The organism is Comamonas sp. 4034 (assembly GCF_050434545.1).
Classification (GTDB): Bacteria; Pseudomonadota; Gammaproteobacteria; order Burkholderiales; family Burkholderiaceae_C; genus Comamonas; species Comamonas odontotermitis.
Window position 1 is genome coordinate 24,460 of the sequence record NZ_JBNDIT010000019.1, and the last position, 25,915, is coordinate 50,374.

Consider the following 25,915-nt stretch of genomic DNA (forward strand, 5'->3'; position numbering starts at 1 on the left):
GTGTGTCGCTTTGTACCGCTGTTGTTACTTGCGCAACAGCGACGGACACGGTCAGCAGGACAGGGAAGGTGTCAGGGCTCGATCCGGGCGGTCGTCTGGCGCAGTCGGGTGGATAGCTTGCGTGCAAACAGCGCCAGCAGGTAGGCGGCGGTGGATGCGTCCAGCTCCATCATGGCATCCAGTGTATCGGCCTTCAGCACGGCAAGGGCGCAGTCGGTGCTGCTGGTGCACGAAGAAAAGCGCGGACTGCTGTCAAACAGCGACATTTCTCCCAATACATCACCGGCCTGGGTGTCTGCCAGATGCGCCAAGCTGCCATCGGGCATGCGGCGGTCCACCGAAATCTGGCCACTCATCTGGATCAGCATGTAGTCGCCCAGCTCGCCCTGGGTGATGAGGGTTTGCTGCGCAGGCACATGGTAAAACTCCAGGTATTGCACCAGCTGGTCAATAAAGGGCGATTGCAGGTAGCGAAGGGAGGTGTCCTGTGACCAGACCAGCCGCAGTGCGGCAGCGGGGTCTGCCGGCGTCAGCAATTGCGCATGGACGGCTTTGCGTCTCTGGTTCCAGTGGACGAACGGGACATTGGCAGCGCCGGCCTGCTGAAAGCCTTGCAGGAAAAAGCCAGTCTCGGTTTCTTCCATGGCGTCTACGGGTGCGAGCAAGGGCTGGCTATTCATGGCGCTGCATCTCCTTATTCGGAAGGATAAAGGGCGCCAGCGGCGTGTGCAATCACCGCTGGCGCCCTTCGTGCAACCGTTTGTCAGCCAATTGTGAACGGCTGTGACAGGGGGCCTGGACCCGCTGCACAGGCAAGCACCCGACGCAGGGCTTCAACCCGGGAAGTTTTCCGGTGTCTTGGCCTTGCCGCGTGCCTCTGCCGGGCTGATCACGTTGCGGCGCACCAGGTCGGTCAGGTTCTGGTCCAGGGTCTGCATGCCCACGGCATTGCTGGTCTGGATGGTGGAATACATCTGCGCCACCTTGGCTTCGCGGATCAGGTTGCGGATGGCGGGGGTGCCCAGCATGATTTCGTGCGCAGCCACGCGGCCCTGGCCGTCCTTGGTCTTGCACAGCGTCTGCGAGATCACGGCCTGCAGTGATTCGGACAGCATCGCACGCACCATTTCCTTTTCTTCGGCAGGGAACACGTCGATGATACGGTCGATGGTCTTGGCGGCCGACGAGGTGTGCAAGGTGCCGAACACCAGGTGACCGGTTTCTGCCGCCGTCATGGCCAGGCGAATGGTTTCCAGGTCGCGCATTTCGCCCACCAGGATCGCGTCTGGGTCTTCACGCAGCGCGGAACGCAGCGCGGCACTGAAAGACAGGGTCTGCGGTCCCACTTCGCGCTGGTTGATGAGGCATTTCTTGGACTCGTGCACGAATTCGATGGGGTCCTCCACCGTAAGGATGTGGCCGTATTCGTTTTCGTTCAGGTAGTTCACCATGGCTGCCAGGGTGGTGGATTTGCCCGAACCAGTCGGGCCCGTCACCAGCACCAGACCGCGCGGCTTGAGCGACAACTCGGCAAAGATCTTCGGTGCGTTCAGCTGTTCCAGCGTGAGAATCTTGCTCGGAATGGTACGAAACACCGCGCCTGCGCCGCGGTTCTGGTTGAAGGCGTTGACGCGAAAGCGCGCCAGACCGTCGATCTCGAACGAAAAGTCGACTTCCAGGAACTCTTCATACTGCTTTCGCTGGGCATCGCTCATGATGTCGTAGACCATCGCGTGCACCTGCTTGTGGTCCAGCGGATCGACGTTGATGCGGCGTACATCGCCATGAACCCGGATCATTGGCGGCAGGCCGGCCGACAAGTGCAAGTCAGAAGCCTTGTTTTTGACGCTGAATGCCAGCAATTGCGTGATATCCACTGCAGTTCCCTCTTTGATTTGTTACTCTGCCAAGCATTATGAGCACGATTGTCGAAAAAATTCAGCACATACACCAGCAAATCGACGAGGCTTGCGGCGCTGCGGGGCGCCCCGTGGGCAGCGTAGCGCTGCTGGCTGTCTCGAAAACCTTCGGTGTGGACGCGATTGCAGACGCCATTGCAGCAGGGCAGCAAGCGTTTGGAGAAAACTACATTCAGGAAGGCGTGGAGAAGGTTGGCTACTTTGCCGAGCAGCCCGCCTACCGGGACAAGGGCCTCGTCTGGCACTGCATCGGCCCGGTGCAAAGCAACAAGACCCGACTGGTGGCCGAGCACTTTGACTGGGTGCACACCATCGACCGCCTCAAGATCGCGCAGCGCCTGTCGGAGCAGCGGCCCGAACACCGGGCGCCTCTGCAGGTCTGCATCCAGGTCAACGTGGATGGCGGCACCACCAAATCTGGCGTGGCGCCCGCCGACGTGGAAGCGCTGGTGCGCGAGGTGGCGCAACTGCCCCGCCTTGCCCTGCGTGGTGTGATGAGCATCCCTGACGCCGCGCCCGATTTCGAGGCGCAGCTCGCCCTGCATCAGCGCGCCAAGGCCGTTTTTGACGATATTGCGAGGCTGGGCCTGCCGCAGCTGGCGCAGTGGGACACCTTGTCGCTGGGCATGACGGCCGACCTGCAAGCCGCCGTGCAGGCCGGATCGACCATGGTGCGCGTGGGCAGCGGGATTTTCGGCAACCGCAACTATGCGACAGCAGGTTGATGGTTTGCTATTGTTTTTGAATGCTCTCTGATTACTGGATAAGCGCCAGCGCAGCATTTTGGTCAAATGAATGCGGACTGCATGCTGCCGGGGCTGCGTGATAAGCTGACGCCCCGGTACCCTCTTACCTGCAAACCTTCCCAAGGAGACACCATGCCTGGATTGCTGCCTGACGTCGATCCCGATGGCCTGCTGGAGTTTTCGGTCGTCTACACCGACCGCGCGCTCAACCACATGTCCAAGAAATTCATTGGCGTGATGGGCGATATTCTCCACATCCTCAAGACCACCTACCACGCGCACACGGCCGTCATCGTGCCCGGCAGCGGCACCTTCGGCATGGAAGCCGTCGCCCGCCAGTTTGCCAACAAGGCCAAGGTGCTCATCGTGCGCAATGGCTGGTTCAGCTACCGCTGGACGCAGATTTTCGAAGAGGGCGGTCTCGGTGGCGGCGCCGTCATCTGCAAGGCACGCCCCTCGGGCAATGGCGCGCAGGATGCGTGGGCGCCGTGCCCCGCAGACGAAGTGGCCGCCACCATCCGCAAGGAAAAGCCCCAGGTCGTGTTTGCGCCGCATGTGGAAACGGCCAGCGGCATCATCCTGCCTGATGACTACCTGCAGACGATCAGTGCGGCCGCGCACGAAGTGGGTGCGCTCATGGTGCTCGACTGCGTGGCCAGCGGCGCCATGTGGGTTGATATGCAGAAAACCGGCGTGGATGTGCTCATCACCGCGCCGCAAAAGGGCTGGAGCGGCACGCCCTGCTGCGCCATGGTCATGCTCTCCGAGCGGGCGCGAAAGGCAATCGATGACACCAAGAGCAGCAGCTTCTCCTGCGACCTGAAGAAGTGGATGCAGATTGCCGAAGGCTACGAGAAAGGCCAGCACGCCTACCACGCCACCATGCCAACCGATGCCCTGGTGCATCTGCGCGATGTGATGAAGGAGGCCGAAGGCTACGGCTTTGACAAGCTGCGGCAGGAGCAGATGCTGCTGGGCCAGAAGGTGCGCGAACTGCTCGAATCGCGGGGCTTTCCCAGTGTGGCGGCGCAAGGCTTCAAGGCGCCGGGCGTGGTGGTGAGCTACACCACCGATCCAGACATCCAGAACAGCAAGAAATTCGCCAGCGTCGGCCTGCAAACGGCAGCTGGCGTGCCGCTCATGTGCGACGAAGGGCCGGATTTCAAGACCTTCCGCATCGGCCTCTTCGGCCTGGACAAGTGGCACAACGTCGACAGAACCGTCGGCCATTTGCGTAAAGGGCTGGACGATTTGGGTATCAAAGGTTAACTTCTGTTTTGATAGCTGCTGGCGCGCACCCGAAGCGCGCAAAATGCATTTTTTCTGGTTTTAGGAAACGGATTTTTCAGCATGAAAGCATTGACCGCCAGCGCCCTGTGCGCTGCCATCGCCCTGGCTGCCGGCTTCGCCCACGCCCAGACCAAGCCAGTCACCACCAAGAGCGGCCTGGTGTACGAGAGCGTGAAGGAAGGCACGGGCGCCAGCCCCAAAGCCAGCGACACCGTCAAGGTGCACTACAAGGGCACCTTCCCTGACAGTGGCAAGGAGTTCGACAGCTCCTACAAGCGCGGTGAGCCGATCGAATTTCCGTTGCAAGGCGTGATTCCTTGCTGGACTGAAGGCGTGCAGATGATGAAGGTGGGCGGCAAGGCCAAGCTGACCTGCCCACCCGGCATTGCCTACGGCGCGCGCGGTGCGGGCGGCGTCATTCCTCCCAATGCAACCTTGAACTTCGAGGTGGAACTGCTGGGCATCAAGGGCCAGTAAAACGCCCGTCACCCGATGCCGCATCGGTAGATGCGAGGCCTGGACGCGGAAACCCGTGTTCAGGCCTTTTTCATTGGACGGGCAGGGCGCCGCTGGTGGCCGCCGTCAATAGTCGCCCATATTTTCGGTATAGCCCAGCAGCAGGGTACGTTGCGTCTGCAGCAATTGCTCCAGGGTCTGCCACGCGGGGTGCTGCAGCACCTCATTGCCCTGGTCGCTGCCGTACAAGGTGCGCAACTCGTCCACCAGGTGACGTGCTTCGTCGCTGCCGAGCGGGGCTTGGCGCACAAAACCCATCCAGGCGGCGCCCATACCGAAAAATCGGTAGCTCCATTGCGCAGCCAGATGGCGGATGACGGCATGGTTCTGGAAGGTGTCCCAGTCGCAGCTGAAATAGCCATTGGGCTGGCCGGCGATCATCAGGTCATCTGACGGCACCGGCAGGCGCTGGATGTAGACCACCTCGTCCAGCAAGGCATCGGGGTCGGCGTTGACGGATACCAGCGAATCGATGTCCTCGGGGGCTGCATTGAGGCTACCGCATACGTCGCTCCAGGTCTGCGCCAACTCCGGGTTGGCCAGTTGCTGCACGCGGTGCTGCAGGCAGGCCAGTTCCCAGGCGGTGAGCTCGGCGGGGGCATCCCAGTCCATGTTTTCGGGCGCATCTACCTCCAGCCGCTCGTCGCTGCGGGCATGGCCGCTGGTATAGCTGCACTGGGCGGTGTCGTCCAGGGTGCACAGGTAGCGGTGTAATGGATCGGCCGCGCGAAGGCTATCCAGATGCGCGAGAAGCGCTTCCAGGCTGCCGGGCGCTTCCACCCATTCAAAGGCAAAGTCGTAGTTCAGGCGGCGAAAGGGAATAGGGTCCGCCTGGTGCCCAGGGGGTGGAAAGCGACCAGTTTTCATAAGGTGTTCTGTGGCAGATAGCCCACATCCTGGGCGCTTGGAATGGAGGGGGAGGGCGGCACGTTCTTAGTGTCGCTCAATTCCCAGGCGCTTGGCCAGTCGCTGCAGGTTCGCTCGGTCCAGTTGAAGCTCGCGCGCCGCTGCGGCCCAGCTTCCGTTGTGGCGCGCAAGGCTCGCGCTAACCAGCTGGCGTTCATAGGCCTGCAGGCTGTCCCGCAGGCCCTGGCTTGCCAAAGGCGTGCTGGCAGCCTCGATGATCGGTGCGACAGCAGATGCCGGCAGCGCCGCGCCCGCCAGCCCGGGCGGCATGGGCGCTGCTGCGGCGGCATCCCAGAGGTCTTCTTCGCCAATGCTCAGCATGCGCGGCCGCGCCCGGTCCTTGCCCTGGGGCAGGGTGCGGCTGAGGGCCTTGAGCACGGCGCGGCTGATGCAGTGCTCCAGCTCGCGCACATTGCCGGGCCAGGGGTAGCGCAGAAGCGCGGCCTGCGCGGCAGAATCCAGCCGCAACCCGCCCAGTTGCAGGCGTGAGCGGTTTTCTTCAAGAAAGCTGCCGGCCAGTACCAGCGTGTCGCTGTCGCGCTCGCGCAGCGGCGGCACCACCAGGGGGTAGACACACAGGCGGTGGTAGAAATCGGCGCGCATGCGACCGGCGCGCACCTCATCTGCGAGGTCGCGGTTGGTGGCGGCGATCACGCGCACGTCCACCTGGTGTTCGCGGTCCGATCCCAGGCGCTGCAACTGGCCGCTTTGCAGCACACGCAGCAGTTTGGCCTGCACGGGCAGCGACAGCTCGCCCACTTCATCGAGAAACAGGGTGCCCTGGTGCGCCTGCTCGAATTTGCCGCGTCGCTCGGCCAGCGCGCCCGTGAATGCGCCGCGCACGTGGCCAAAAAGCTCGCTTTCCACCAGGTTGTCGGGCAGTGCAGCGCAGTTGATGCTGATGAGCGGGCGGTCTGCGCGCGCCGATTGCGCGTGCACGGCCTGGGCCACCAGTTCCTTGCCGGTGCCGGTCTCGCCGGTGATGAGCACGGCCAGGTCGCTGGCGGCGACCAGGGCAATGTGCTTTTGCAACTGGCGGATGGCGGGGCTCGAGCCCAGGATCTGCCGCATGCCGTGTGCGCCTTGGGCGGGGCCGCGTGTGGCGGGCGCATTGGCGCTGCGGGCCACCTGGGATATTTGCTGAACACGCTCTGCCGTGGCAACCGTGGCTGCGGCCAGGTTGCTGAAGGCCTGCAGCAACTCCAGCGCCTGGCTGCCTTCAAAGCGGCCGGGCTGCAGCGCGTCAAGTGTGAGCAGGCCCCAGGCGAGGCCACCGGTCTGGAGCACACAGCCCATGCAGTCATGCACATGCAGCGGGCCCTGGTGCAGGCTGTGGGCGATCAGCCCGTCATAAGGGTCGGGCAGGGGGCTGTCGGGGGCAAAGCGCATGGCTTGGCCGGCGGCCAGCAATTGCGCCAGGCGCGGGTGCTCGGCCACTTTGAAGCGCCGGCCCAGGGCATCGGGCACCAGGCCGTCCATGGCGACGGGCCGCAGCCATTCGCCTTCGAGCCGCAGCAGGGCCACGGCATCTGCAGGCAACAGGGTGCGCAGCGCAGCCAGCAGGCGGCGCAGCCGTTCGCGCTCGGGCATCTCCTGTGCCAGATCGGCCACCAGGGGAATCACCGCGTTGAGGATTTTGGATGATGTCAAAACGACCTGTGATGTCAAAAGCACTGCATTTTCGGGTTGTCAGTATGACTGCAATCATTGTGCAGCACATTGATATTCCTCAAGAATGGTGTTGGCACGCTATCTGCACTACAGAAGATGAATACACGCAAGGAGTAAGCATGCTGACTGACCGTCAAAAAGAGATCGTCAAATCCACCGTACCGCTGCTGGAGACAGGCGGCGAGGCGCTGACCACGCATTTCTACAAGATCATGCTGGGCGAGTACGCCGAGGTGCGCCCGCTGTTCAACCAGGCCCACCAGCAAAGCGGCGCCCAGCCGCGCGCCTTGGCCAATAGTGTGTTGATGTATGCCAAGCACATCGACAAGCTGGAGAATCTGGGCGACCTGCCCGCGCAGATCGTGAACAAGCATGTGGCGCTGCAGGTGCAGGCCGAGCACTACCCCATCGTCGGCACCTGCCTGCTGCGCGCCATCCGCGAGGTACTGGGCGCCGAAATTGCCACCGACGAGGTGATCGCAGCCTGGGGTGCTGCCTACCAGCGGCTCGCCGATATCCTGATCGCTGCCGAGCGCAGCGTGTACGACCGTACGGCCGAGGCAGAAGGCGGCTGGCGCGGCGAGCGCGCCTTCAAGGTGGAGAAGAAGGTGGAGGAGAGCGCCGAGATCACCTCGTTCTATCTGGTGCCCGCCGATGGCGGTGCGGTGATCGCCCATCTGCCGGGCCAGTACATCGGTTTGCGTGCCGTGGTGGACGGCGTGGAGCAGCGCCGCAATTATTCGCTCTCGGCCCCGGCCAACGGCAGGAGCCTGCGCATCAGCGTCAAGCGTGAGGCGGGTGGCAAGGTGTCCAACTTTCTGCACGACCAGGTGCAGGTGGGCGACACGCTGCAGCTCTTCCCTCCGGCAGGCCACTTCACGCTGCAGGAAAGCAGCAAGCCGCTGGTGTTGATCAGCGGCGGCGTCGGCATCACGCCTACGCTGCCCATGCTGGCCACCGCGCTGGCGGCCCAGCGCCCGGTCACGTTCATCCACTGCGCGCGAGATCGCTCGGTGCATGCCTTCCGCGAGCGCATCGACCAGTTGGCTGCCGAACACCCGCAGCTCACACGCTACTACTGCTATGACCGCGCGGTGCCGGAGGACGCGGTCGATGCCGAAGGCTATTTGACCGAGCAGCGTCTGGGCGAATGGTTGCCCGCTTCGCGCGATGCGGACGTGTACTTCCTCGGCCCGCGCCCGTTCATGCGCGTGCTCAAGCGCTCGCTCCACAGCCTGGGCGTGCCCGACAAGCAGGTGCGCTACGAGTTCTTCGGCCCCGCCGAAGCTCTGGCCTGATGCGGCCCATCTCCCACGCCGCTGCACAGCAATAAAAAAAGAGCTGCCTGCGCAGGTCTTCAGGGCACTTCAATGGAAATATCCGTTGAATGTCTTGAGGAGCAAGCGCAGGCAGCTCACTTTTTTGAAGGCTGGCGCGGCGGCACCGAGCGTCATGCCGCTCGGTGCCGGCTGGCGTCAGTCTTTGTAATACGCCTCAACGAGGCCCTTGATCTTGATCAGCAGTGGGCGGCCCTTGCGGTCCACCGTCTTGCCAGCGGGCACCTTCACCCAGCCTTCGCTCACGCAGTATTCCTCGACATCATTGCGCTCGGTGCCGTTGAAGCGGATGCCGATGTCGTGGCTGAACACCTCGCGCACAAAATGCGGGCTCTTGGGGTCGATGGACAGGTGGTCGGGCAGTGCGGGGCGGTCGGTGTTGTTGGTATCGATCATGCTTGGCCTTGAAAGTGGATGGCCGCCATTGTCCATACTTTGCAATTCCACCGGGAGCTGGGCCAATTCCGATGGCCAGAAATGGGCCGGAATTGAAACCGGCGCCTCGCGCCGTGTGGCAAAGGAGGGGTTCTGGCCGACTTGGCAACTGCCGACGCTTGCCGCTACAGTGGGCCCATGCCGATGCTTCTGACAGAAGAGCAGCAGAACCTGCTGCGCCGCGCCAAGCGTACCCCGCTGCTGCTGCTGATTGCAGTGGCAATGTTGTTTGTGCTGGCCAGCTGGAGCCTGGGCCAGCCCTTTGCTCACTCTGAGCGCTGGCAGCTGGCGCTGCGCTGCCTGCGCGCGATGACCGAGGCGGGCATGGTGGGCGCGCTGGCCGACTGGTTTGCCGTGTCGGCGCTTTTCAAGCACATTCTCATTCCCTGGATTTCGCGCCACACCGCCATCATTCCGCGCAACAAGGACCGCATCGGCGAGAACCTGGCCGTGTTCGTGCGCGAACGCTTTCTTGACGGTGACTCGCTGGTGCAACTGGTGCGCACGCACCAGCCTGCCGACAAGATGGCGCAGTGGTTGCGCTCGCCCGCCAATGCCGAGCTGCTGGGCCACCAGGTGGCGCGCCTCGCGGCCGCTGCGCTGGCCACGGTGCAGGATGCGCAGGTGGAGCGCTTCATCAAGCTGGCGCTGCGCACGCTGCTGGGGCAGCTCGATCTGTCCAAGTCGCTGTCCAGGGTGTTGACTGTGCTGACCCATGAGGGCCGCCACCAGGTGCTGCTGGAGCAGGCGCTCGACAAGCTGGTGGAGCTGCTGCGCGAAGCCGAGACGCGGGAGCTGATGGCGCAGACGATTGCCCATTGGCTCAAGACCGAGCACCCGTTGAAGGAAAAGATGCTGCCCACCGGCTGGCTGAGCGACAAGGGCTCGGCCATGATCGCCAGCAGCTTGGAGCATCTGCTCGATGCCATTGCCGACAACCCCGGCCATGTGCTGCGCGCCAAGTTCGACGAAACCATGCAGGAATGGATCGCCCGCCTGGAGAACGACCCCGCATGGCACCAGAAGGGCGAGGAAGTGCGCCGCTACCTGCAGCACGACGCCGCCGTTGGCCAGTATGTGCAGGAGCTGTGGCAAAGCCTGCGCGCCAGCCTGCAGCGCGACCTGGCCAATGAGCATTCGGCCGTGGCGCGCAATGTGCGGGGCATGGGGCTGTGGCTGGGCAAATCGCTGTCCGCCGACGATGCCCTGCGCGCTTCGTTGAACGAGCGCATGGAGATCTGGGTGCGTGACCTGGCGCCCGAGATTTCGCAGTTCTTCGGCACCCACATTGCCGATACCGTCAAGCGCTGGGATGCGAAGGAGCTGAGCGATCTGATCGAGTGGAACATCGGCCGCGATCTGCAGTACATCCGCATCAATGGCACCTTGGTGGGCGGGCTGATCGGCTTTGTGCTGTTTTGGCTGGGGTGGCTTGCCGCGCGGCTGGGCGCAGGCTGAGTCTGCTATCAAGATTGAATCTGCTGCGCAGGACAGGCAAGCGCCAGCGGCTGTTTTTTGTGCTCCCAAGCCTGATTCCGAAGAAGCTGATGCAGTTCGCCACCATTCAATGTCTTCACATTCGGCAACACTTCTTCATTCATGTTTATAATGAGAATTGTTCGCATTACAATTCAGGCAATTCGCGTTTTCCCTTTGCCCAGCCATATGGCACTTGCCCTCGTGCAATCGCTGCCATTCTTCACGCCTCACTAGCGGGCGTGTGTAGCCAGGACGGACTCCCTCCGAGCACCGTGGCCGCAGCCCTCACAACAAGCGAATGTTCGCTGGTCCGTTGCCAGCTTCCAGGTTGATCGCGACTGGCTCGCGCAACCCGTGGAGCGCTGCCGCGTGACTGTTGTTTACCACTAGTTTTGAGCTTACCCATGTCCTCCTGCGCATTTGCTGCGGTGGGCGCTGCTTTGGCACGTCCGTTTTCTTCCACCTCTGTTTCGCCTTTGGCAACCGGCCAGCACCGGCTGCGAGCCGTCGCGCTGGCGATGGCGGCGGCCGGCCTGCAAGGCGCTGCGCTGGCGCAGACCGCCGAGCAGCAGCAAGCCGCTGTCACCGTGGCCCAGGCAGATACGGGCGGCGCGGCAGAAAGCACGCTGGCGACCATGGTGGTCACGGCCTCCGGCTTTGAGCAGGCCGTGGAAGACGCGCCCGCGTCGATCACGGTGATTCCGCGCCAGGAGCTGGAGAAAAAAGCCTACCGGGATGTGACCGATGCGCTCAAGGATGTGCCGGGTGTGGTGCTGACGGGCGGCGGCTCCTCCAGCGACATCAGCATTCGCGGCATGGGGGCCAACTACACGCTGATCCTGGTGGACGGCAAACCACAGAACTCGCGCGAAACCCGCCCCAACAGCGATGGCGCCGGTATTGAGCAGGGCTGGCTGCCGCCGCTGTCTGCCATTGAGCGCATCGAAGTCGTGCGCGGGCCCATGTCGTCGCTCTACGGCTCCGATGCCATGGGCGGGGTGATCAACATCATCACCCGCAAGGTGGCCAAGCAATGGACCGGAACGGTGAGCGCGGAGACGACGCAGCAGGAATCATCCCGCTCGGGCGACATGTACCAGAGCAATTTCTACCTGGCCGGGCCGATCAAGAGCGACGTGCTGGGCCTGCAGATCTACGGCCAGAAATCGCGGCGCCTCGAAGATCGCTTTGTCAACGGATTCAACGAGCAGGACAGCACCTCCGGCACAGCCAAGCTCACGCTGACCCCGAACAAGGACCACGATCTGGCGCTGGAGTTGGGCCGTACCCTGCAGGACCGCTACTCCACCAAGGGCAAGACGGCCAGCAGCACCTCCAGCTATTCCGATTACACCCGCAACCACTTCGCGCTGTCGCACACCGGGCGCTGGGGATTCGGTACCTCGACCACCTACCTCCAGCATGAAGAGGTGGACAACCCTTCGCGCGAGATGAACGTGAAGAACACCGAATTCAACAGCCAGATCGTGATGCCGCTGGGCGAGCGCAACCTGACGACCGTGGGCGTCTTCTACAAGCAGGAAAAGTTGACGGACAACGGCAACCAACTGCGGGTGGCCAACCCGATCGACACGCTCAAGCGCTACCAGTGGGCGGTCTTCGCCGAGAACGAATGGCGGGCCACTGACCAGATTGCGCTGACAGCCGGCCTGCGCATGAACCACGACCAGAATTACGGCACCGACTGGACGCCGCGCATCTACGGCGTGTGGCACGCCACGCCGCAGTTGAGCGTCAAGGGCGGCATCTCCACCGGCTTCAAGGCGCCCAATCTGCGCGCGGCGGTGGCCGACTGGGGGCAGATTACCGGTGGCGGAGGCGATCCGGCCATCATCCGCGGCAACCCCAACCTCAAGCCCGAGAAAAGCACCAGCCAGGAGTTGGGCCTGATCTGGGACAACCGCCAGAACTTCAGCAGCAGCCTGACCTTGTTCAACACCAACTTCAAGGACAAGATCACCGAGGTGCGCAGCTGCGAGGACACCGAAGGCGGTGGCCGCGCCATCGTCACCGGCAACTGCAGCATCTACGGCACACCCTACAAGTTCATCAGCGACCGCGTGAACGTGGACGAAGCCACGATGCGCGGCATCGAAGCCACCGCCACCTGGAAGGCCTCCGACGACCTGCGCCTGGCCACCAACTACACCTTCACCCGTTCGGAGCAGAAGAGCGGTGCGTTTGCAGGCAAGCCTTTGAACAAGATGCCCAAGCACATGCTCAATGCCACGGTGGATTGGCAAGCCAGCAGCAAGCTGGGCGTATGGAGCCGTGTCAACTTCCGCGGCGCTGCATCGGATTACCTGAGTCGCACCTCCATGGCCAAGGGCACGCCGTCCTTCACCTTCATGGATCTGGGCGTGAACTACGCCCTGTCGAAGAACGTCAAGTTCAGCGCCGGTGTCTACAACCTGTTCGACAAGCGCGTCGATACCACCGACTTCGGCGCCGTGTATGACGGCCGCCGCTACTGGGCCAAGGTGACTGCGGGCTTCTGACCGGCCTTCAACCTTCTTGCCGTGGCGGCGCACAGGCGCGCTGCGGCGCCATCGCTTTTGAACCAATGAGGAAAGAACAATGACAGCGAACGCAATGCAAGCTGCGGGATCAAGCCACCTGCGTCCCCTATGGAGCATCGCTCTGGGCCTGGCGATCTTGCCGATGGCAGGCCCGGCGCTGGCCCAGCAGCCAGCCACCATCACCGTGCAGCACGCCAAGGGCGCGGCCACGGTGCCGTATGCACCCCAGCGCGTGGTGGTGTATGACCTGGCATCGCTCGACACCATGCAGGCGCTGAAGCTGCCCGTGGCGGGCCTGGCCAAGGCCAACTTCCCGGCCTACATGAAAGGCTATGCCGATGCGCGGTACACGGTGGCGGGCAGCCTGTTCGAGCCTGATTTTGATGCGCTCAGCCACCTGCAGCCCGATCTGATCGTGATTGCCGGGCGCAGCGCAGGCAAGTTCGACATCCTGAGCAAGATCGCTCCAACGATCGATCTGACGGTGAACAACCAGCACCTGCTCGACGACATGCAGCGCAACGTCAATACGCTCGCCAGCCTGTGGGGCAAGCAGGCCGAAGGCCAGCAACTGATGCAGCGTGTGCGCGCCGAAGTGGACAGCGCCCGCGCCATCGCGCAGCAAAAGGATGCAGGCCTTCTGGTGCTGGCGGTAAGCAGGAACATGAACGGCCAGACGCCAGGCTCGCGCTTTGGCCTGCTGTACGACGTGCTGGGCGTCAAACCTGCACTGGCGGCAGACCCGGCCAAGCCGCGCGGCGTGCCGCTGAAGATGGACGACATCGCCAACATCAACCCCTCGTGGCTGTACGTGATCGACCGCAACGCCGGAACCGGCAGCACCACCGACCGCGAAGGCAAGCCCGTGGTGGCGAGCCAGGAGCTGTTTGACAACGACACGATCAAGAACACCGAGGCTGGCAAGAAAGGCCAGGTGGTGTTTCTGGACCCCCGAATCTGGTATCTGCTGGGCGTTGCAGGCCCGCAGGCCATGCTGCACAACGCTGCGCAGCTGAAGGAGGTGTGGGGCCGCCGCTAGGGCAGCGGGGCAACTCCGCATCCAGCGGACTTCGTGGTTTAACGAAGAAAGGAGTGCTGTGACGCACTCCTTTTTTCTTCGCAGGTTGCATGCCTGCTCGGTGCTCGGGTCAGCTTTGCGCAGGGCCCGGCTCGGCCAGGTGCTTGCCAATCTGCATCCAGGCATCGGCAGATTCATCGTCTCCTGCGAAGTGGTGGCAACTGGCTGCTGCCATGGCGACACGGGCGTTGGTGGGCTCTTGATCGAAAGCCAGTTCGCACTGGGCGGCAGCGTTTTGCCACATCACCTGGGCGTTGGGCGAGCCTTCCTTTTGCAGTGCATGGGCTTCGGCCATCCAGGCCTGGGCCAGGCGGAATGCAGCCTCGGGCTGGCCGCGGTCGGCCTGGTGCGCGCGGTAGAAGGCCTGACCTGCCTGCTGCCACAGCGCGCGAGCGGCGGCGAAATCCGTGGTTGCCATTTGCTGCGCTTGAGCGACGAGTTGGTTGCCGGCGGCAAGTTCGGTGGAGTAGGTGTCAGCAGTCATGGCGCGGCAGCAAGTTCTTGGGCAGGGCTGCGATGGTAACAGGCCCTTTGTGCATCTGATCAAAGGCGAAGGCGGTGGCTCCGTATTTGCTATTGTTTCAGAAGCTGCTGGCGATTCTGCAGAGCGCGCCAGCAGCCTGTTTCATCAAAAAACGTTCTCAGAGCTGGATGCGCGTGCCCAGTAACGCCAGAAACTGTGCGAGCCACTGCGGATGGGCGGGCCAGGCCGGTGCGCTCACCAGATTGCCTTCGGTATGGGCCTGGTCCACGGCAATGTCGGCATAGGTGCCTCCGGCCAGTTCCACCTCTGCCTTGCAGGCGGGGTAGGCCGAGCAGGTGCGTCCCTTGAGAACACCGGCGCCGGCCAGCAACTGCGCGCCATGGCACACGGCCGCCACTGGCTTGTTGGCATCGAAGAAATGGCGCACCGCAGCCAGAACGGCAGCGTTGTTGCGCAGGTACTCGGGCCCGCGCCCGCCGGGAATGACCAGGGCGTCATAGCTTTCGGCCTGGACGTCGGCAAATGTTGCGTTCAGGGTGAAATTGTGGCCAGGTTTTTCGCTGTAGGTCTGCGCGCCTTCAAAGTCGTGAATGGCGGTCTTGATCTGGTCGCCGGCTTTCTTGTCGGGGCAGACGGCATGCACGGTGTGGCCCACCGCCAGCAGCGTCTGGAAGGGCACCATGGTTTCATAGTCTTCGCAGTAGTCGCCGCAGATCATCAGGATTTTCTTCGCTGCCATGGGTAAGACTCCTCAGGTGAAAAAGAACAAGGGCCGAGCCATTGTGAACGAGGGCTGCCCGGCTGCACATTGAGGAAACTGCCCAGCCGATGCGGGTACAAAGTCATCATGCCGACACGAAGCTGGGCTTGCTGGCCCATGGCGGACGATGGCGAGCCATGAAAAAAGCGCCCGGCTTTGCAGCGGGGCGCACAAGGATGGCTTGGAGCCATCGCAAAACGCAAGGGCGCTTGAGCGGAGCGTCAGAACTTGTAGGTCACATACAGGAAGGGGACGATCGGGTCCAGCGTCACACGTGTCTTGGACACCGCCACCGTCTTGCCGCCCGCCTGCGTGGTCAGCGTAGCGTTGGTCTTCATCGGGATGTAGGACACCGAGAAGGTCACGCCCCAGTTCTTGTCGATGGCGTAGTTGGCACCCACGTTGAAAACAGGGGCCCACTTGCTGTCGATGCTGGCGGAGGTGGACGATGCGCCCGGTGGCAGCTTGAGTGCGCCGCCCAGCGTGTTCTGCAAGCCCTGGCTCAGGCGAATGCTGCGGAATGCGGAGTAGGTGACACCGGCACCCACCGATACGCGGAACTTGTCGTCGGGGTTGCCGAAGAAATACTTACCCAGCACCGATGGGGCATACAACTTGGCGCTGCCAAGCTCACCCAGTGGCGCCAGTGTGCCTGCGCCATCGAGCTTGATCTTGGGCGGAATGCCCAGCACACCTTCGACGGCCCAGTTGTCGGTCAGGAAGTAGTGCACGTTCAGGCCCAGCGTGGTGGCGTTTTTCACACTTGCCCCCGATCCTGGCAGTTCCCGCTCCACCGGGCTGACAAAGCGCAGCGGTGTGGTGCTGTCCTGCGGGGCATAGAGCAGCGCACCGCCGCCAATCACCCAATCGCCTGCCTTTTGCGCGTATGCGCTGCTGGCGAGCACGGCCGTGGCGGCCACCAACATCCATTTTTTTGCCTGACGAGTCATGGTTTGTCTCCTAGTCTGCTGCTTGAACGGGGTCGAAAAAGCGGTGGTAATGGATCAGAGCATACGAAGTGCGCCCGGCACTGTCGACGGGAGAACTGCCTAGTTTCGGCAAAAAAAGCACACTCGTTCTAATTTTTCAGGACCAAGGGAAAATGCGGGGACAAAAAAATGCCTGCCATCGTGTATATGGCAGGCATATCTTTGGTGAGATCATCACTTGTCTTTTTGTGCCGTCTGCTCTAGAAGCAATTGCGCACTGGAGAGAAAGCAATTCACGATGCCTTCCACGGAGGCTGGTGCGCGCTGCACCAGTGCTACTTGCACCAGCAAGCCGTCGCACATCGCTACCAGCAGGGCGGCCAATTCGACTGCCGAGCGCTCTTCAATCGTAGGATAGGCGCGGCCGATGATGCTTGCGGTTCCGGAAATCATGACATCGTAGGCCTCACCAAGCACCTCCTGTGCCTCCGGGTCGCCGGCGCCGATGGACCAGAAATGCATGATCAGTGTTGCCTGTTCAACACTCTGTGCATCTGCCAGAGCCTGTTGGAAAAGCGCCCGAAGCACGTCCTGGGCAGCTTCCGGAGAGAGGCTGGAGATGGCAACCGGGTCCATCTGCGAGGTGTAGCCCTCGAGCACCGGCTTCATCACCTCGCGCAGCAGTTCAGTCCTGCCTGGAAAGTAGTACTGCGCATTGCTGATAGAGATTCCGGCAGCTTTTGCAACTGAACGTAAGCTAAATCCAACCGTTCCTTCCGATAGGAGCTGCTTCCTCGCTTGCTCGAGAAGATTGTTCCGGGTGCGCAAACCTTGAGCCCGAAATACGGGCTCCGAGATAACTCCCTGTGACGCGGGCTCAGCCGTCACACGGGATTCAGGTCTGCTCTTCTTGCTACCAGGCATGGCGCGAACTCTTGAATCGTTAAGGTCCTCTAGTGTAGGCCCTGAAATTTTCTAACGATATTTTAGAAATCTATCACTGGTGGGGACATCCAGTGTTCCGTGTCTTTTGCCGGTCGCCTTGATGCATGTCAAACATTTGTTGACACTTTTTCCGCGCTCATTGATTGTCTCTTTGACCTATCTTTGTTTTAATGACCTATAAAGATTTGAAATTCCATAAACTACATTGATCGTTCAAAGCACTTGATGGGTTGCGAACGTCCAGAAGAATCTAAAAGGGGAAAGATGCCAGAGATAACCCCAACGATGCGTCAGTTGACCTGTTTCAAAGAATTGGCCAACTTCAAGAGCTTCACCACCGTTGCAGATGCACTCAGCATCAGCCAACCGGCAGTATCTTCCGCCATTCGAGAACTGGAAAAGGGACTGGATACAAATCTCTTTGACAGAAGCACGCACCATGTCCGCTTGACCAATGAAGGAGAGGCGATCCGAGAGCATGTCGAATGGATGGTGAACAGCTTTGAAAATGGCGTCAGAGAGCTCCATCAATCGGTCAAATATCGCACCAGCACAATAAGAATTGCCTGCATACCATCTGCCTTGCATCTGCTCGCTCCCTGGCTTTCCAAGTGGCGATTAAAAAATCCACTGGTCAATCTGAAATTGGTGGATATGCATAGCGATGAATTATCAAGAGCAATGGCTACTGGCAACGCCGATATTGGGATGGGGCTGGAGTTTCGGACATCCAGATCCGTGCAGCTTTCGCATGTCGAGAATGATGAAATGATGGTTGTCTTTCCAGCAGGGCACCCTCTCTCCTATAAGGAAGATATAGATTGGAATGATTTGAGGCGTGAGCACCTGGTGATACTGGATCGTGGCAATACATTTCAAATTATCCAGAATGCTCTTGACAAGGAGGGAATTGATTTTTCCCGTTTGACAACGCTCAATTTCATCGAATCGCTTTACGCATTGGTTGCCAACAATTGCCATTTGGGGCTTGCTTTCAAGCTGCAGATTAAATCGCACCCCGAGTCGGGGCTGGTATTTCGCCCTTTGAAAGAGCTGATCTCTCCCAGAAAAATATGCCTGATGCTTGGAACGGGCAAGAATGACCAGGACAGTGCCCTGAGTGATCTGTGGAGCTATCTTTTGGAAAATATAAATAAGCACAGAATAAGAGGTGAAGAATGAATCGATCCATTAAAAATGGATTTACAGCGCAAGCGATGAAATGGGGGGCTCTTCTCGGATTCTTCTGCTGCATGGGGATTGCCCAAGCACAGACCTGTGGACTTGGCGCCAATGGTGCTCCCTCTGGGGGAAGCTTTGCGCTGCAGTCATATCCCAGCACCGTGGGGGTGAATGTGAGCGCATCTTCCACCTTTGGCTCTGGTACGGGGTTCACATTGCAAAATGTGCAAGGAGTGGCTAGAAGTTTTGCAAGCACCAATTACATACGGGTAAACGGAAACACCTCGATTACCTACACGTTCTCTCCTGCAGTGCCGGCCAACCGTGTTGCCTTGGTGGTCTTCGATGTTGGGGTGGCAACGACCATCTCCCCCGCCTACTCACCCGCGTTGACTTTGAGCGTCACAGGAGGTGCGAGCCCGGGAGATTTCGGCTTTTCAAGCATGCTGGACAGCACTGGAGCGCCCACCAATCCGTTGACCTATACGCCAGCTACCGGGGTTCTTTCCAAAACCTCCAGCGTCTCCACCGTTCGCGAATCAGGTGCTGTGGTGGGTAACTCCGCCAATCTCGTTTCCAGTCTGACCCTGAGTACCGCGAGGCTCGATGGACTGGATATGGTGGGGTACGCACTTCTTTCCATTCCCACCTGCATCACGACCAGAAAGACCAGTGTGGGTGGTACAGGCAGCTTTTCGTTCGCCAATACGAACCTGTCTGCCAGCAGTACGGTATTGACGACTACCGCAGTCAATGCGCCGGTGGACAGCGCCGCAAGCTTTGTCCCAGATCCTACGGGTACTGTTGCCATCAACGAAACCGTACCCGCCTCTCCTCCTGGATGGCGCCTGGCCAGCGCATCGTGTACAGACGCCAATAGCGCGATAACAGGCAATACCGGCACTTTTGGCGTCAGGAGCGGAAATGGCGTGACGATACCTTCCGCGCGCCTGAGTTCTGCAGCCAACATTACCTGCACGATGACCAATTCGCTTTTGGTCGCAGCCAACGATACACAGTCCACATGGATGGATGTTCCGGTCAGCAGCAGCACCTCCATTTTCACCAACGATACGGGGACGGGTATTGCGTTGTCGGCGCTCAATGGCGCGGTCTGCGCATCTTTTCCCTGCAGCCGTGACGTGGCAGGCGGAGCGATCACCGTGGACTCCGACGGCAACTACACATTCTCTCCAACTGCGGGGTTCACAGGCGTCGTCTCCATTCCCTACGAGATCACGGATGCAGCAGGGATGACTGCAATGGCCAACATCGTCATCACTGTCAACCCAGTGCCAAAGCTCAGCCTCGCAAAATCGAGCAACGGGCCCTGGGTCGTTCAGCAAAGCGGAGCCATCTACAGTCTCAGCGTCAGCAACAATGGCACGGTGGGCACCTCCGGAGCGCTCACGGTTCGGGACCGTCTGCCTGCAGGCGTGTCCGCCAACAGCGGAACGTATGGCGGATGGGATTGCTCGGTGAGCGGTCAGGATGTCTCCTGTACCAGCAGCACGCCCATTTCCATGGGGGCGACCTCCACCATCCCCTTGCCAGTCGCCGTCAGTGCAGGTGCTGTTCCAGGAGTGACCAACATGGCCTCCGTGGGCGGCGGCGGCGATCCATTCAATGGTGGCAATCCTCCGGAGCCGGGGAGTTGTGCGGCAGGGGATGCCCATTGTGCAGCAGTAACGACGGCAGTGAGCAGCGAGGCGCCTCTCAACATTACAAAAACCAATGGTGTGGCTGCAGTGGCACCAGGAAACATCGTGACCTACACCGTCATGATTTCAAATCCAGGTGCCACACCTGTCAGTGGGTTGAGCTGGTCAGACCAAGCGGCAAGTGGCTTGTCCGATCTTGTGATGAGCGATAAGGCCGGAGATGGCAAGGGCTCCGACCTGGGCCTTTGCACAGGCCTGGTGTGTACCGGCATTACCGTCGTTGCAGGCGGATCCGTGACCTACACCGTGACAGCAAAGGTCACTGGCGCCATGGGCAGTACAGCACAGAACAGCGCAGTGCTCGTTGGCGGGCATTGCACCGCTGATGCTCCATGCATCTCGACAGATAGTGATCCCATCGAGGCGGCCAATGCCACGCCGGTGCCGGTAGGTACACCCCCAATTCTCGCAATTCTGGCGCTGGCGGTGCTGCTGGTGTCGGGGTTGAAGCTTCGTGCGGGCAGGGCACAGCCGGCGTAATCGTTGATTGGCCGGAACACCCCCGTCCATCCGCCAATCCGCCCATCTTCGGGCGATGGGCCGATGGACCTCGGTACGCATGTAGTCCCGCGGGAAGGCGCTGAGTATTGAATTCTCGATGCGCTGCCTGGCGCATTTGCGAAGTGGCATGGATTTCAATGGGTTCGTCAATCTGACAGGAGCATTGCAATATGACAAAAGCTTGCTTGGCACCGCCTACTCCACTACCGGGGCAACTGTCAAAAAGAACGCTCAATGCATTAGCTCGGCATGGCATCACCAGCGTTGAACAGGTGATGGATGCGTATCCCGAACGTCTGTTGCGGCTTTCAGGGTTTGGCTTGACGGCACTCAGAGATGTGGAGAAAGTGCTTTTTCCATGGCAACAATATAATCCGGCCCGTCTCTCAAGAAGTTCGCAATCTATGAAGAAAATAAACCGCTTGCTGCCGGTATATGATTTTGAGGCTTTGCTAGATATTGGCAAGAAAACTTCAGAATTCTGATTCACCATCAAACCGAATCATGGCAGGAATCCCCCGATGAAAAGCCATGTAAAAATCATCGAAAATCCGAATTCATTCGGCGCATATCCCAAGAATCTATCGGCGTGAAAGCCATGAGACGGTACGGATGGCAAGAAAAGAGTGCAGTCCTCATGGGTGTTGACGGGTAGTGCTGCGCGCCCACCCTGTAGGGGATATCACCTCGGTTCCCCGCTCTGCCGCTTTGCCTGGGCATGAACTACCGCACACTGGTTCAAGTTAGTACGCCTTCCCCCACTTCCCATCAGCGATTGTTGACAGTCTTTTCCGTAAGGCTGCAATACAATCGATCAATTGATAGGTATCTTCTATTAATTTGCAATTATCAATTGTTTGCAATAATGAAGCAGGAAGAGGGTGATGGGGCTTGACTTTTCAAATTCCATGGATCCTGACTGGATTAATGGATTCTCAAACTCTTATGGCAAAGCTTGAGAATGCAGCCGGTGCAAAGATTCAATAACGGCTCAGTAAATAATAAAAAAGAAGTCCGGTTGAAAACCATGGTTCCCTGTTTTGAATTCACCAAATACAACTTATTTATTATTTTATGGGGCTTTGTATGGCTTTTGATTTAATTCAAAAGAGAATTTTGAATTTTGGCTTTCTGTTGATATTTTCTTTGGTGCTTTTTCCTGCGCTGGCGCGTGCGCAAAGTGCTGACTTGCAGATCACAAAGACAGGGCCGGTATCCGCGAATGGCGGAGACAGCTTTTCATATCAACTGACAATCAACAATAATGGACCAAGCTCCGCAGATGGCGCAAACTTCATAGATAACCTTCCTTCCAATTTGACAAACATAGCAGCAAGCTGTGTCTCGGCAACCAATGGAGCGATATGCCCTGCTTCCATGGCGATCAGCAGTCTCAGTGTGACCGGTACTATTCCTGTTTTTCCTGCTCTGGGAAAGGTCGTCATTGAAATCACCGGAAAGTTTCCCAGCAGTGGACCATCGAGCATTACAAACTCGGCGCGCGTAGACACCCCGTCGGGTGTAACTGATCCTGACCTTGCCACCAATACCAGCGTGGTCAGCACGATCATGTCCTATAAAACTGATCTTGCTGTCACCAAGAAACAAAGCTCCGATACCTTTGCATCGGGTGTCCCTGTGACTTACACAATGACGCTGGTGAATAATGGCCCTTCCAGTGCAGATGGCGCCAATATTCGTGATAGTTTGACGAATTTTGCCAATTACAATTCTGGCCCTCCTTATGATTATTTGACCATCAGTACCAATTTTGTCAGTTGCACTGCAACTGCAGGGGCTGTTTGTCCGGCAAATTCAGAGTTCCCCAGCCAATCTGCAACGGGAATTGATTACATGCTGTTCAATACAGCAGTGCCGGTCTTGCCTGCCGGAGGGACAATTACCATTGTCTACACGATGACCCCCACCATCACGGGGCCTCAGCGTTGCAGCACTGGTGCGGGTTTTCTGGAGAATGCATTCAATGTATCGCTGCCTGCGGGCATGAGCGATACAAGCTACGACAATAATTCAGCCCAGGTCAGAATATCGACCCCCCAATCGGCAGACTGCCCGCAGACGGATCTGGCAGTAACAAAGACGCAGAGCACCAATGTATTTGCACCTGGCGCTCCTGTGACGTACACAATGACACTTGTGAACAATGGGCCCAATGCAGCAGATGGCACGAGCATACGTGATGCCATTACAAGTTTCGCAAACTACAACGCTGGCGCTCCGTATGACTACATGAACATCGATGCCACATTTGTTGACTGTACGGCTTCTGGTGGCGCAATTTGCCCTGATGATTCGAATTTCAATAACCTGTCAGCAACGGGTATTGATTACAACCTGTTCAGCACCACGGTACCCCAGTTGCCTGCGGGTGGGGCGCTCACCATTGTCTATACCATGACACCGACCATTGTGGGCACACAACGCTGCAGCTCAGGCGCTGGTTTCATACAGAATGAATTCAGTGCCGCACTGCCAAGCGGCACGACCGACAGCAACTATGGCAATAACTCGGCGCAGGTGGTGATTCAGACCCCTGAGGCTCCACCATGCCCGCAAACAGACCTGCAGGTCACAAAAACGCAAAGTACCGATATTTTTGTAGCGGGCACGCCTATTACCTACACAATGACCCTTGTCAATAATGGTCCCAATGCAGTGGATCAGGTGCCCATCACGGATGCCATCACCAACTTTGCCAATTACACCTATGGGGCTCCATACCAGTACATAAATACCAGCACGTCCTTTGTTGGCTGTACTGCCACAGGCGGTGCTGTTTGCCCGGATGCAACGAATTTCGGCAACCAATCTCAGGCAGGGATTGATGTGACCGTATTCAGTACCTCTGTTCCAAAGCTCCCGGTAGGAGGCACCGTCACCGTGGTTTACACGATGACGCCAACGGTTCTCGATGTACCTTCGTGTGGCGCCAGTCCTTCCAGTTATATTCTGAACACCTTCTCTGCTTCTGTGCCAGCGGGTGTTACCGATCCGGGGCCTGGAACCAATTCGGCCCAGGTGTATTTGCCCGTGAGCTGTTCGGATATTTCCGTCAATAAGAAGGTGGATCCGGTGACGACGAGCGTCAGTGGAGCAACCGTGGTCTACACCGTGGATGTCGCGAACGCTGCAGGCTCGGCCGAGGCCAGCAATGTTGCTTTTTCCGATCCTTTGCCCAGCGGGTTTGTTTATGGAAATGCTGTCTGTACCGCACAAACGCCAGGGGCGGTTTGCGGTACGGTGAACTATGACAGCGCGACCCGCACCGTGACGAGCACGATTCCCACCATTCCGGAAGGCGGGATCGTTCGCTTTGTCATCACTGGCGCTGCGGGCAACACTCCGGGTACCTATGGCAATACAGCGTCTGCATCAGTGGCACCAGGGTGGATTGACCCCGTGCCCAAGTCCAACAGCAGTACCGTGAATCTGCAGATATTCAATACGAGTTCGCCCATCACGGTCACCAAGATGCTTGCGGGTCTGCCTGCCACCGGTATGCCTACAGCCATGACGTTTACGGGAGAGGTCCGCTGCGGAGCGCAACCTCCTCAAAAGTGGTCTGCCACAGTCGCAGCCGGGGCGGTGAGTGGACAGAGCGCTGCATTGAGCTTTTACGACAGAGATGTCTGCACTGTGACGGAAGATATCCCCCCTGCTGCGCCAAATGGATATGCATGGACGGGGAGCGTAACCATCACCCCGAACCCTACGCCAGTCCTTGGGCCCAATACGCCGTTGGCGGTGGTTGTCACCAACACATTGTCTGCCCTGCCACCAGGAAAGGTGACGATCACCAAGATTGCGCAAACCCAAGCGGGCGCTCCCGCAACGGGCCAGGCCACATTTACCTTTTCAGGGTCGGGCGCTGGTGTGCCTGCAACCACCACCGTGGTGACGACGGCCGGTGCCGGCAGCCAGACGATATCCGATCTGCCTGCTGGGCAGACCTCTCAATGGGTCGAAAACATCGTCTCGGGATGGCAACTGGTGAGCATCCAATGTACCGATCAAAACGGTGCGCCTCCACAAGGCACGGTCACTACGGACCTGGCCCAAAGACAGCTGAACGTTGCGCTTGCAGCTTCGGAGCAATTGGTCTGCACATTTACCAACCGGCAAACCAGCACCATTGATCCTCCAGTTGACCCACCGATTGATCCACCCATCAACCCGCCAGTTGCACAGCCCAAGCCGGTTCCGGCGTTGGATGCATGGAAGCTGGTGCTCATGATGCTTGCAGTTGCCGCTTTAGGCATGTCCAGGCTGAGCCACGCAAGGCGCCGCTGATCGCTGCACGGACTTTGATACGCCGATATCCCACAAGGATATCGGCGTATGTCTTTGTGCACTCGCATTTCTGGCGACAGTGCGGAACTCCGCCGTAACGGAGACGACAGCGCTGTTGCAATTGGCGGCACTGACTATGGCCTGGCCAACCCGTTGCCATAGTTGTTCATGGTGGGCTAGCTGTGAACCGTCAAAAGATAGGCGGAGTTCGTCTACCTGACCAGGGGCAGTTCACGGCGGCGGTGGATGCAGATCACCTGCGTGGGTGGCAATGCACGACTGCAGCATCCGATGGCGGCACCGCCGGGCGATGAGCAGTGCCTTGGACTCGGGCCCCGGGGCGAACGCGCGGGCCTGGAGGCACATGGGCCAGGGCGGCTCTGCCGCCGCTCAGATAGCAACCCAATCACTTCCTAACTGTCTGTGTTGTGACGCCTTGGGCAAGACCAGCCCGAGCGGCGCCTAGGCCGTGAATGGTCATCTGTTTGACCATCTCAAGTCGGCGGGTGAAGGTAGGTTGGGCATCGCGGTGGCGTTGTTCAGAAACACCATGCCCAGCATGCCAAAACGACCTGTCAATTCCATGCCGGACATGGTGCCGTCGTCCAGTTGGGTGACGTAGTCCACTACGCCAACAGCGACGAGCAGTACCAGACCCGATATGCCCATGTCAAAGATGTTGGGCCATGGGTTGACTGACGTCAATAGTGCCTACCGGGCAAATACGGAGCTTGCACCAAGCCCCAAGAAAGGCAGGGCGATGCATACCCGCTTATCGGTAGAAAATAACTGCCAACATATTCAGAAAATGTTTCTGCTATTTCATGTTATTAATTGTGTCATTGAATATCAATCAATGATTTGCTGAAAATTCTTATAATTTACTTTATCCCATCAATAATTAGATGTTATTTATTAAATATCTAATTTATTGTTTTTAAAGAAATTTTCATAAAATTTCAGAATGAATTGCTTTGATTTCAGTGTTGTTTTTATAGCGTGATTTATTTGTAAAAAGAGATGCGATGCTTGCCAGTTTCAATTATTTCTTGTCATAATTTTCAATGACTATCTATTGATCAATAGTTATGATCAATTATTTGATTTGGTTAATTGGAGAGTAAATGCAGGCAATTAATCAGCCAATAGGCGTTGCAGTCTCTTT

General features: G+C 59.1%; 23 protein-coding genes. 12 read left to right on the forward strand and 11 right to left on the reverse strand.

Going from position 1 to position 25,915, the window contains the following annotated elements; all coding sequences use genetic code 11:
• Window positions 1–71: 71 nt before the first annotated feature.
• Complete coding sequence (locus ABIE32_RS17825; protein ID WP_429018089.1) at window positions 72–680, reverse strand: cyclic nucleotide-binding domain-containing protein; 609 nt, start codon at window positions 678–680, stop codon at window positions 72–74.
• Window positions 681–833: 153 nt separating this feature from the next.
• Window positions 834–1,877, reverse strand: a complete 1,044-nt coding sequence (locus tag ABIE32_RS17830) for a type IV pilus twitching motility protein PilT (protein WP_224151151.1) — start codon at window positions 1,875–1,877, stop codon at window positions 834–836.
• Window positions 1,878–1,915: 38 nt separating this feature from the next.
• On the opposite strand from ABIE32_RS17830, the gene ABIE32_RS17835 reads away from it, so the two are divergent.
• The 3 genes from ABIE32_RS17835 (at window position 1,916) to ABIE32_RS17845 (ending at window position 4,432) form a co-directional block, all read left to right on the forward strand.
• Window positions 1,916–2,644, forward strand: a complete 729-nt coding sequence (locus tag ABIE32_RS17835) for a YggS family pyridoxal phosphate-dependent enzyme (RefSeq protein ID WP_429018092.1) — start codon at window positions 1,916–1,918, stop codon at window positions 2,642–2,644.
• Window positions 2,645–2,797: 153 nt separating this feature from the next.
• On the forward strand, window positions 2,798–3,934 hold the full coding sequence (locus ABIE32_RS17840) for an aminotransferase class V-fold PLP-dependent enzyme (RefSeq protein WP_395027361.1): 1,137 nt from the start codon (window positions 2,798–2,800) through the stop codon (window positions 3,932–3,934).
• A gap of 81 nt (window positions 3,935–4,015) precedes the next feature.
• On the forward strand, window positions 4,016–4,432 hold the full coding sequence (locus tag ABIE32_RS17845; RefSeq protein WP_429018094.1) for an FKBP-type peptidyl-prolyl cis-trans isomerase: 417 nt from the start codon (window positions 4,016–4,018) through the stop codon (window positions 4,430–4,432).
• A 105-nt stretch (window positions 4,433–4,537) separates the two neighbouring features.
• Here the strand turns inward: ABIE32_RS17845 and ABIE32_RS17850 are convergent, their stop codons facing one another.
• Window positions 4,538–5,338: a hypothetical protein gene (locus ABIE32_RS17850; RefSeq protein WP_429018096.1), complete on the reverse strand. Its 801-nt coding sequence runs from the start codon at window positions 5,336–5,338 to the stop codon at window positions 4,538–4,540.
• A gap of 66 nt (window positions 5,339–5,404) precedes the next feature.
• Window positions 5,405–7,027, reverse strand: coding sequence for a nitric oxide reductase transcriptional regulator NorR (gene norR, locus ABIE32_RS17855; RefSeq protein WP_429018097.1), 1,623 nt, complete (start codon window positions 7,025–7,027; stop codon window positions 5,405–5,407).
• A 140-nt stretch (window positions 7,028–7,167) separates the two neighbouring features.
• Between norR and hmpA the strand changes: the two genes are divergently transcribed.
• Complete coding sequence (hmpA, locus tag ABIE32_RS17860) at window positions 7,168–8,346, forward strand: NO-inducible flavohemoprotein (protein ID WP_429018099.1); 1,179 nt, start codon at window positions 7,168–7,170, stop codon at window positions 8,344–8,346.
• Between the two features lie 177 nt (window positions 8,347–8,523).
• Here hmpA and ABIE32_RS17865 read toward each other — a convergent pair whose 3' ends face one another.
• On the reverse strand, window positions 8,524–8,781 hold the full coding sequence (locus ABIE32_RS17865; protein WP_429018101.1) for a DUF3297 family protein: 258 nt from the start codon (window positions 8,779–8,781) through the stop codon (window positions 8,524–8,526).
• Window positions 8,782–8,958: 177 nt separating this feature from the next.
• Between ABIE32_RS17865 and ABIE32_RS17870 the strand changes: the two genes are divergently transcribed.
• The gene (locus ABIE32_RS17870) at window positions 8,959–10,278 is read left to right on the forward strand and encodes a DUF445 domain-containing protein (protein ID WP_429018102.1); all 1,320 of its coding nucleotides are present in this window, start codon (window positions 8,959–8,961) and stop codon (window positions 10,276–10,278) included.
• An 8-nt stretch (window positions 10,279–10,286) separates the two neighbouring features.
• Here the strand turns inward: ABIE32_RS17870 and ABIE32_RS17875 are convergent, their stop codons facing one another.
• A complete protein-coding gene (locus tag ABIE32_RS17875; protein WP_429018104.1) occupies window positions 10,287–10,421 on the reverse strand; it encodes a hypothetical protein in 135 nt (44 codons plus the stop codon).
• 282 nt (window positions 10,422–10,703) lie between these two features.
• Between ABIE32_RS17875 and ABIE32_RS17880 the strand changes: the two genes are divergently transcribed.
• Both ABIE32_RS17880 and ABIE32_RS17885 read left to right on the forward strand, forming a co-directional pair.
• Window positions 10,704–12,818 carry a ligand-gated channel protein gene (locus tag ABIE32_RS17880; protein WP_429018106.1) on the forward strand — a complete coding sequence of 705 codons (2,115 nt, stop codon included), beginning with the start codon at window positions 10,704–10,706 and terminating at the stop codon, window positions 12,816–12,818.
• 79 nt (window positions 12,819–12,897) lie between these two features.
• Complete coding sequence (locus ABIE32_RS17885) at window positions 12,898–13,878, forward strand: siderophore ABC transporter substrate-binding protein (RefSeq protein ID WP_429018108.1); 981 nt, start codon at window positions 12,898–12,900, stop codon at window positions 13,876–13,878.
• Between the two features lie 109 nt (window positions 13,879–13,987).
• On the opposite strand, the gene ABIE32_RS17890 is transcribed toward ABIE32_RS17885, so the two are convergent.
• Window positions 13,988–14,401, reverse strand: coding sequence for a hypothetical protein (locus ABIE32_RS17890; RefSeq protein WP_224151162.1), 414 nt, complete (start codon window positions 14,399–14,401; stop codon window positions 13,988–13,990).
• Between ABIE32_RS17890 and ABIE32_RS17895 the strand changes: the two genes are divergently transcribed.
• A complete protein-coding gene (locus ABIE32_RS17895; protein WP_429018110.1) occupies window positions 14,400–14,585 on the forward strand; it encodes a hypothetical protein in 186 nt (61 codons plus the stop codon). The genes ABIE32_RS17890 and ABIE32_RS17895 overlap by 2 nt on opposite strands.
• On the opposite strand, the gene ABIE32_RS17900 is transcribed toward ABIE32_RS17895, so the two are convergent.
• The 3 genes from ABIE32_RS17900 to ABIE32_RS17910 all read right to left on the reverse strand — a co-directional run bounded on the left by ABIE32_RS17900 (window position 14,559) and on the right by ABIE32_RS17910 (window position 17,014).
• Window positions 14,559–15,140 carry a DJ-1/PfpI family protein gene (locus tag ABIE32_RS17900; RefSeq protein WP_224151164.1) on the reverse strand — a complete coding sequence of 194 codons (582 nt, stop codon included), beginning with the start codon at window positions 15,138–15,140 and terminating at the stop codon, window positions 14,559–14,561. The genes ABIE32_RS17895 and ABIE32_RS17900 overlap by 27 nt on opposite strands.
• Window positions 15,141–15,382: 242 nt before the next feature.
• Window positions 15,383–16,111: an OmpW/AlkL family protein gene (locus tag ABIE32_RS17905; RefSeq protein ID WP_429018112.1), complete on the reverse strand. Its 729-nt coding sequence runs from the start codon at window positions 16,109–16,111 to the stop codon at window positions 15,383–15,385.
• Between the two features lie 213 nt (window positions 16,112–16,324).
• Entirely contained in the window at window positions 16,325–17,014 is a 690-nt protein-coding gene (locus tag ABIE32_RS17910) for a TetR/AcrR family transcriptional regulator (RefSeq protein WP_429018114.1), read from the reverse strand.
• Window positions 17,015–17,320: 306 nt separating this feature from the next.
• On the opposite strand from ABIE32_RS17910, the gene ABIE32_RS17915 reads away from it, so the two are divergent.
• The 4 genes from ABIE32_RS17915 (at window position 17,321) to ABIE32_RS17930 (ending at window position 24,750) form a co-directional block, all read left to right on the forward strand.
• Complete coding sequence (locus ABIE32_RS17915; RefSeq protein WP_429018116.1) at window positions 17,321–18,217, forward strand: LysR family transcriptional regulator; 897 nt, start codon at window positions 17,321–17,323, stop codon at window positions 18,215–18,217.
• A complete protein-coding gene (locus tag ABIE32_RS17920) occupies window positions 18,214–20,418 on the forward strand; it encodes a prealbumin-like fold domain-containing protein (protein WP_429018118.1) in 2,205 nt (734 codons plus the stop codon). Before ABIE32_RS17915 ends, ABIE32_RS17920 begins: the two co-directional genes overlap by 4 nt.
• Window positions 20,419–20,609: 191 nt before the next feature.
• On the forward strand, window positions 20,610–20,924 hold the full coding sequence (locus ABIE32_RS17925) for a DNA-directed RNA polymerase subunit alpha C-terminal domain-containing protein (RefSeq protein WP_429018119.1): 315 nt from the start codon (window positions 20,610–20,612) through the stop codon (window positions 20,922–20,924).
• 601 nt (window positions 20,925–21,525) lie between these two features.
• Window positions 21,526–24,750, forward strand: coding sequence for a prealbumin-like fold domain-containing protein (locus ABIE32_RS17930; protein ID WP_429018120.1), 3,225 nt, complete (start codon window positions 21,526–21,528; stop codon window positions 24,748–24,750).
• Between the two features lie 477 nt (window positions 24,751–25,227).
• Here ABIE32_RS17930 and ABIE32_RS17935 read toward each other — a convergent pair whose 3' ends face one another.
• Window positions 25,228–25,377, reverse strand: a complete 150-nt coding sequence (locus tag ABIE32_RS17935; RefSeq protein WP_429018121.1) for a hypothetical protein — start codon at window positions 25,375–25,377, stop codon at window positions 25,228–25,230.
• Between the last annotated feature and the right edge of the window lie 538 nt (window positions 25,378–25,915).

What these genes read in the sequence shown, in the direction of transcription:
- ABIE32_RS17825 (WP_429018089.1), bottom strand. Translation starts at nt 680, where the DNA reads ATGAATAGCCAGCCCTTGCTCGCACCCGTAGACGCCATGGAAGAAACC.
- ABIE32_RS17835 (WP_429018092.1), top strand. Translation starts at nt 1,916, where the DNA reads ATGAGCACGATTGTCGAAAAAATTCAGCACATACACCAGCAAATCGAC.
- ABIE32_RS17840 (WP_395027361.1), top strand. Translation starts at nt 2,798, where the DNA reads ATGCCTGGATTGCTGCCTGACGTCGATCCCGATGGCCTGCTGGAGTTT.
- ABIE32_RS17845 (WP_429018094.1), top strand. Translation starts at nt 4,016, where the DNA reads ATGAAAGCATTGACCGCCAGCGCCCTGTGCGCTGCCATCGCCCTGGCT.
- ABIE32_RS17850 (WP_429018096.1), bottom strand. Translation starts at nt 5,338, where the DNA reads ATGAAAACTGGTCGCTTTCCACCCCCTGGGCACCAGGCGGACCCTATT.
- hmpA (WP_429018099.1), top strand. Translation starts at nt 7,168, where the DNA reads ATGCTGACTGACCGTCAAAAAGAGATCGTCAAATCCACCGTACCGCTG.
- ABIE32_RS17865 (WP_429018101.1), bottom strand. Translation starts at nt 8,781, where the DNA reads ATGATCGATACCAACAACACCGACCGCCCCGCACTGCCCGACCACCTG.
- ABIE32_RS17870 (WP_429018102.1), top strand. Translation starts at nt 8,959, where the DNA reads ATGCCGATGCTTCTGACAGAAGAGCAGCAGAACCTGCTGCGCCGCGCC.
- ABIE32_RS17875 (WP_429018104.1), bottom strand. Translation starts at nt 10,421, where the DNA reads ATGAATGAAGAAGTGTTGCCGAATGTGAAGACATTGAATGGTGGCGAA.
- ABIE32_RS17880 (WP_429018106.1), top strand. Translation starts at nt 10,704, where the DNA reads ATGTCCTCCTGCGCATTTGCTGCGGTGGGCGCTGCTTTGGCACGTCCG.
- ABIE32_RS17885 (WP_429018108.1), top strand. Translation starts at nt 12,898, where the DNA reads ATGACAGCGAACGCAATGCAAGCTGCGGGATCAAGCCACCTGCGTCCC.
- ABIE32_RS17895 (WP_429018110.1), top strand. Translation starts at nt 14,400, where the DNA reads ATGGCGCGGCAGCAAGTTCTTGGGCAGGGCTGCGATGGTAACAGGCCC.
- ABIE32_RS17890 (WP_224151162.1), bottom strand. Translation starts at nt 14,401, where the DNA reads ATGACTGCTGACACCTACTCCACCGAACTTGCCGCCGGCAACCAACTC.
- ABIE32_RS17900 (WP_224151164.1), bottom strand. Translation starts at nt 15,140, where the DNA reads ATGGCAGCGAAGAAAATCCTGATGATCTGCGGCGACTACTGCGAAGAC.
- ABIE32_RS17905 (WP_429018112.1), bottom strand. Translation starts at nt 16,111, where the DNA reads ATGACTCGTCAGGCAAAAAAATGGATGTTGGTGGCCGCCACGGCCGTG.
- ABIE32_RS17910 (WP_429018114.1), bottom strand. Translation starts at nt 17,014, where the DNA reads ATGCCTGGTAGCAAGAAGAGCAGACCTGAATCCCGTGTGACGGCTGAG.
- ABIE32_RS17915 (WP_429018116.1), top strand. Translation starts at nt 17,321, where the DNA reads ATGCGTCAGTTGACCTGTTTCAAAGAATTGGCCAACTTCAAGAGCTTC.
- ABIE32_RS17920 (WP_429018118.1), top strand. Translation starts at nt 18,214, where the DNA reads ATGAATCGATCCATTAAAAATGGATTTACAGCGCAAGCGATGAAATGG.
- ABIE32_RS17925 (WP_429018119.1), top strand. Translation starts at nt 20,610, where the DNA reads ATGACAAAAGCTTGCTTGGCACCGCCTACTCCACTACCGGGGCAACTG.
- ABIE32_RS17930 (WP_429018120.1), top strand. Translation starts at nt 21,526, where the DNA reads ATGGCTTTTGATTTAATTCAAAAGAGAATTTTGAATTTTGGCTTTCTG.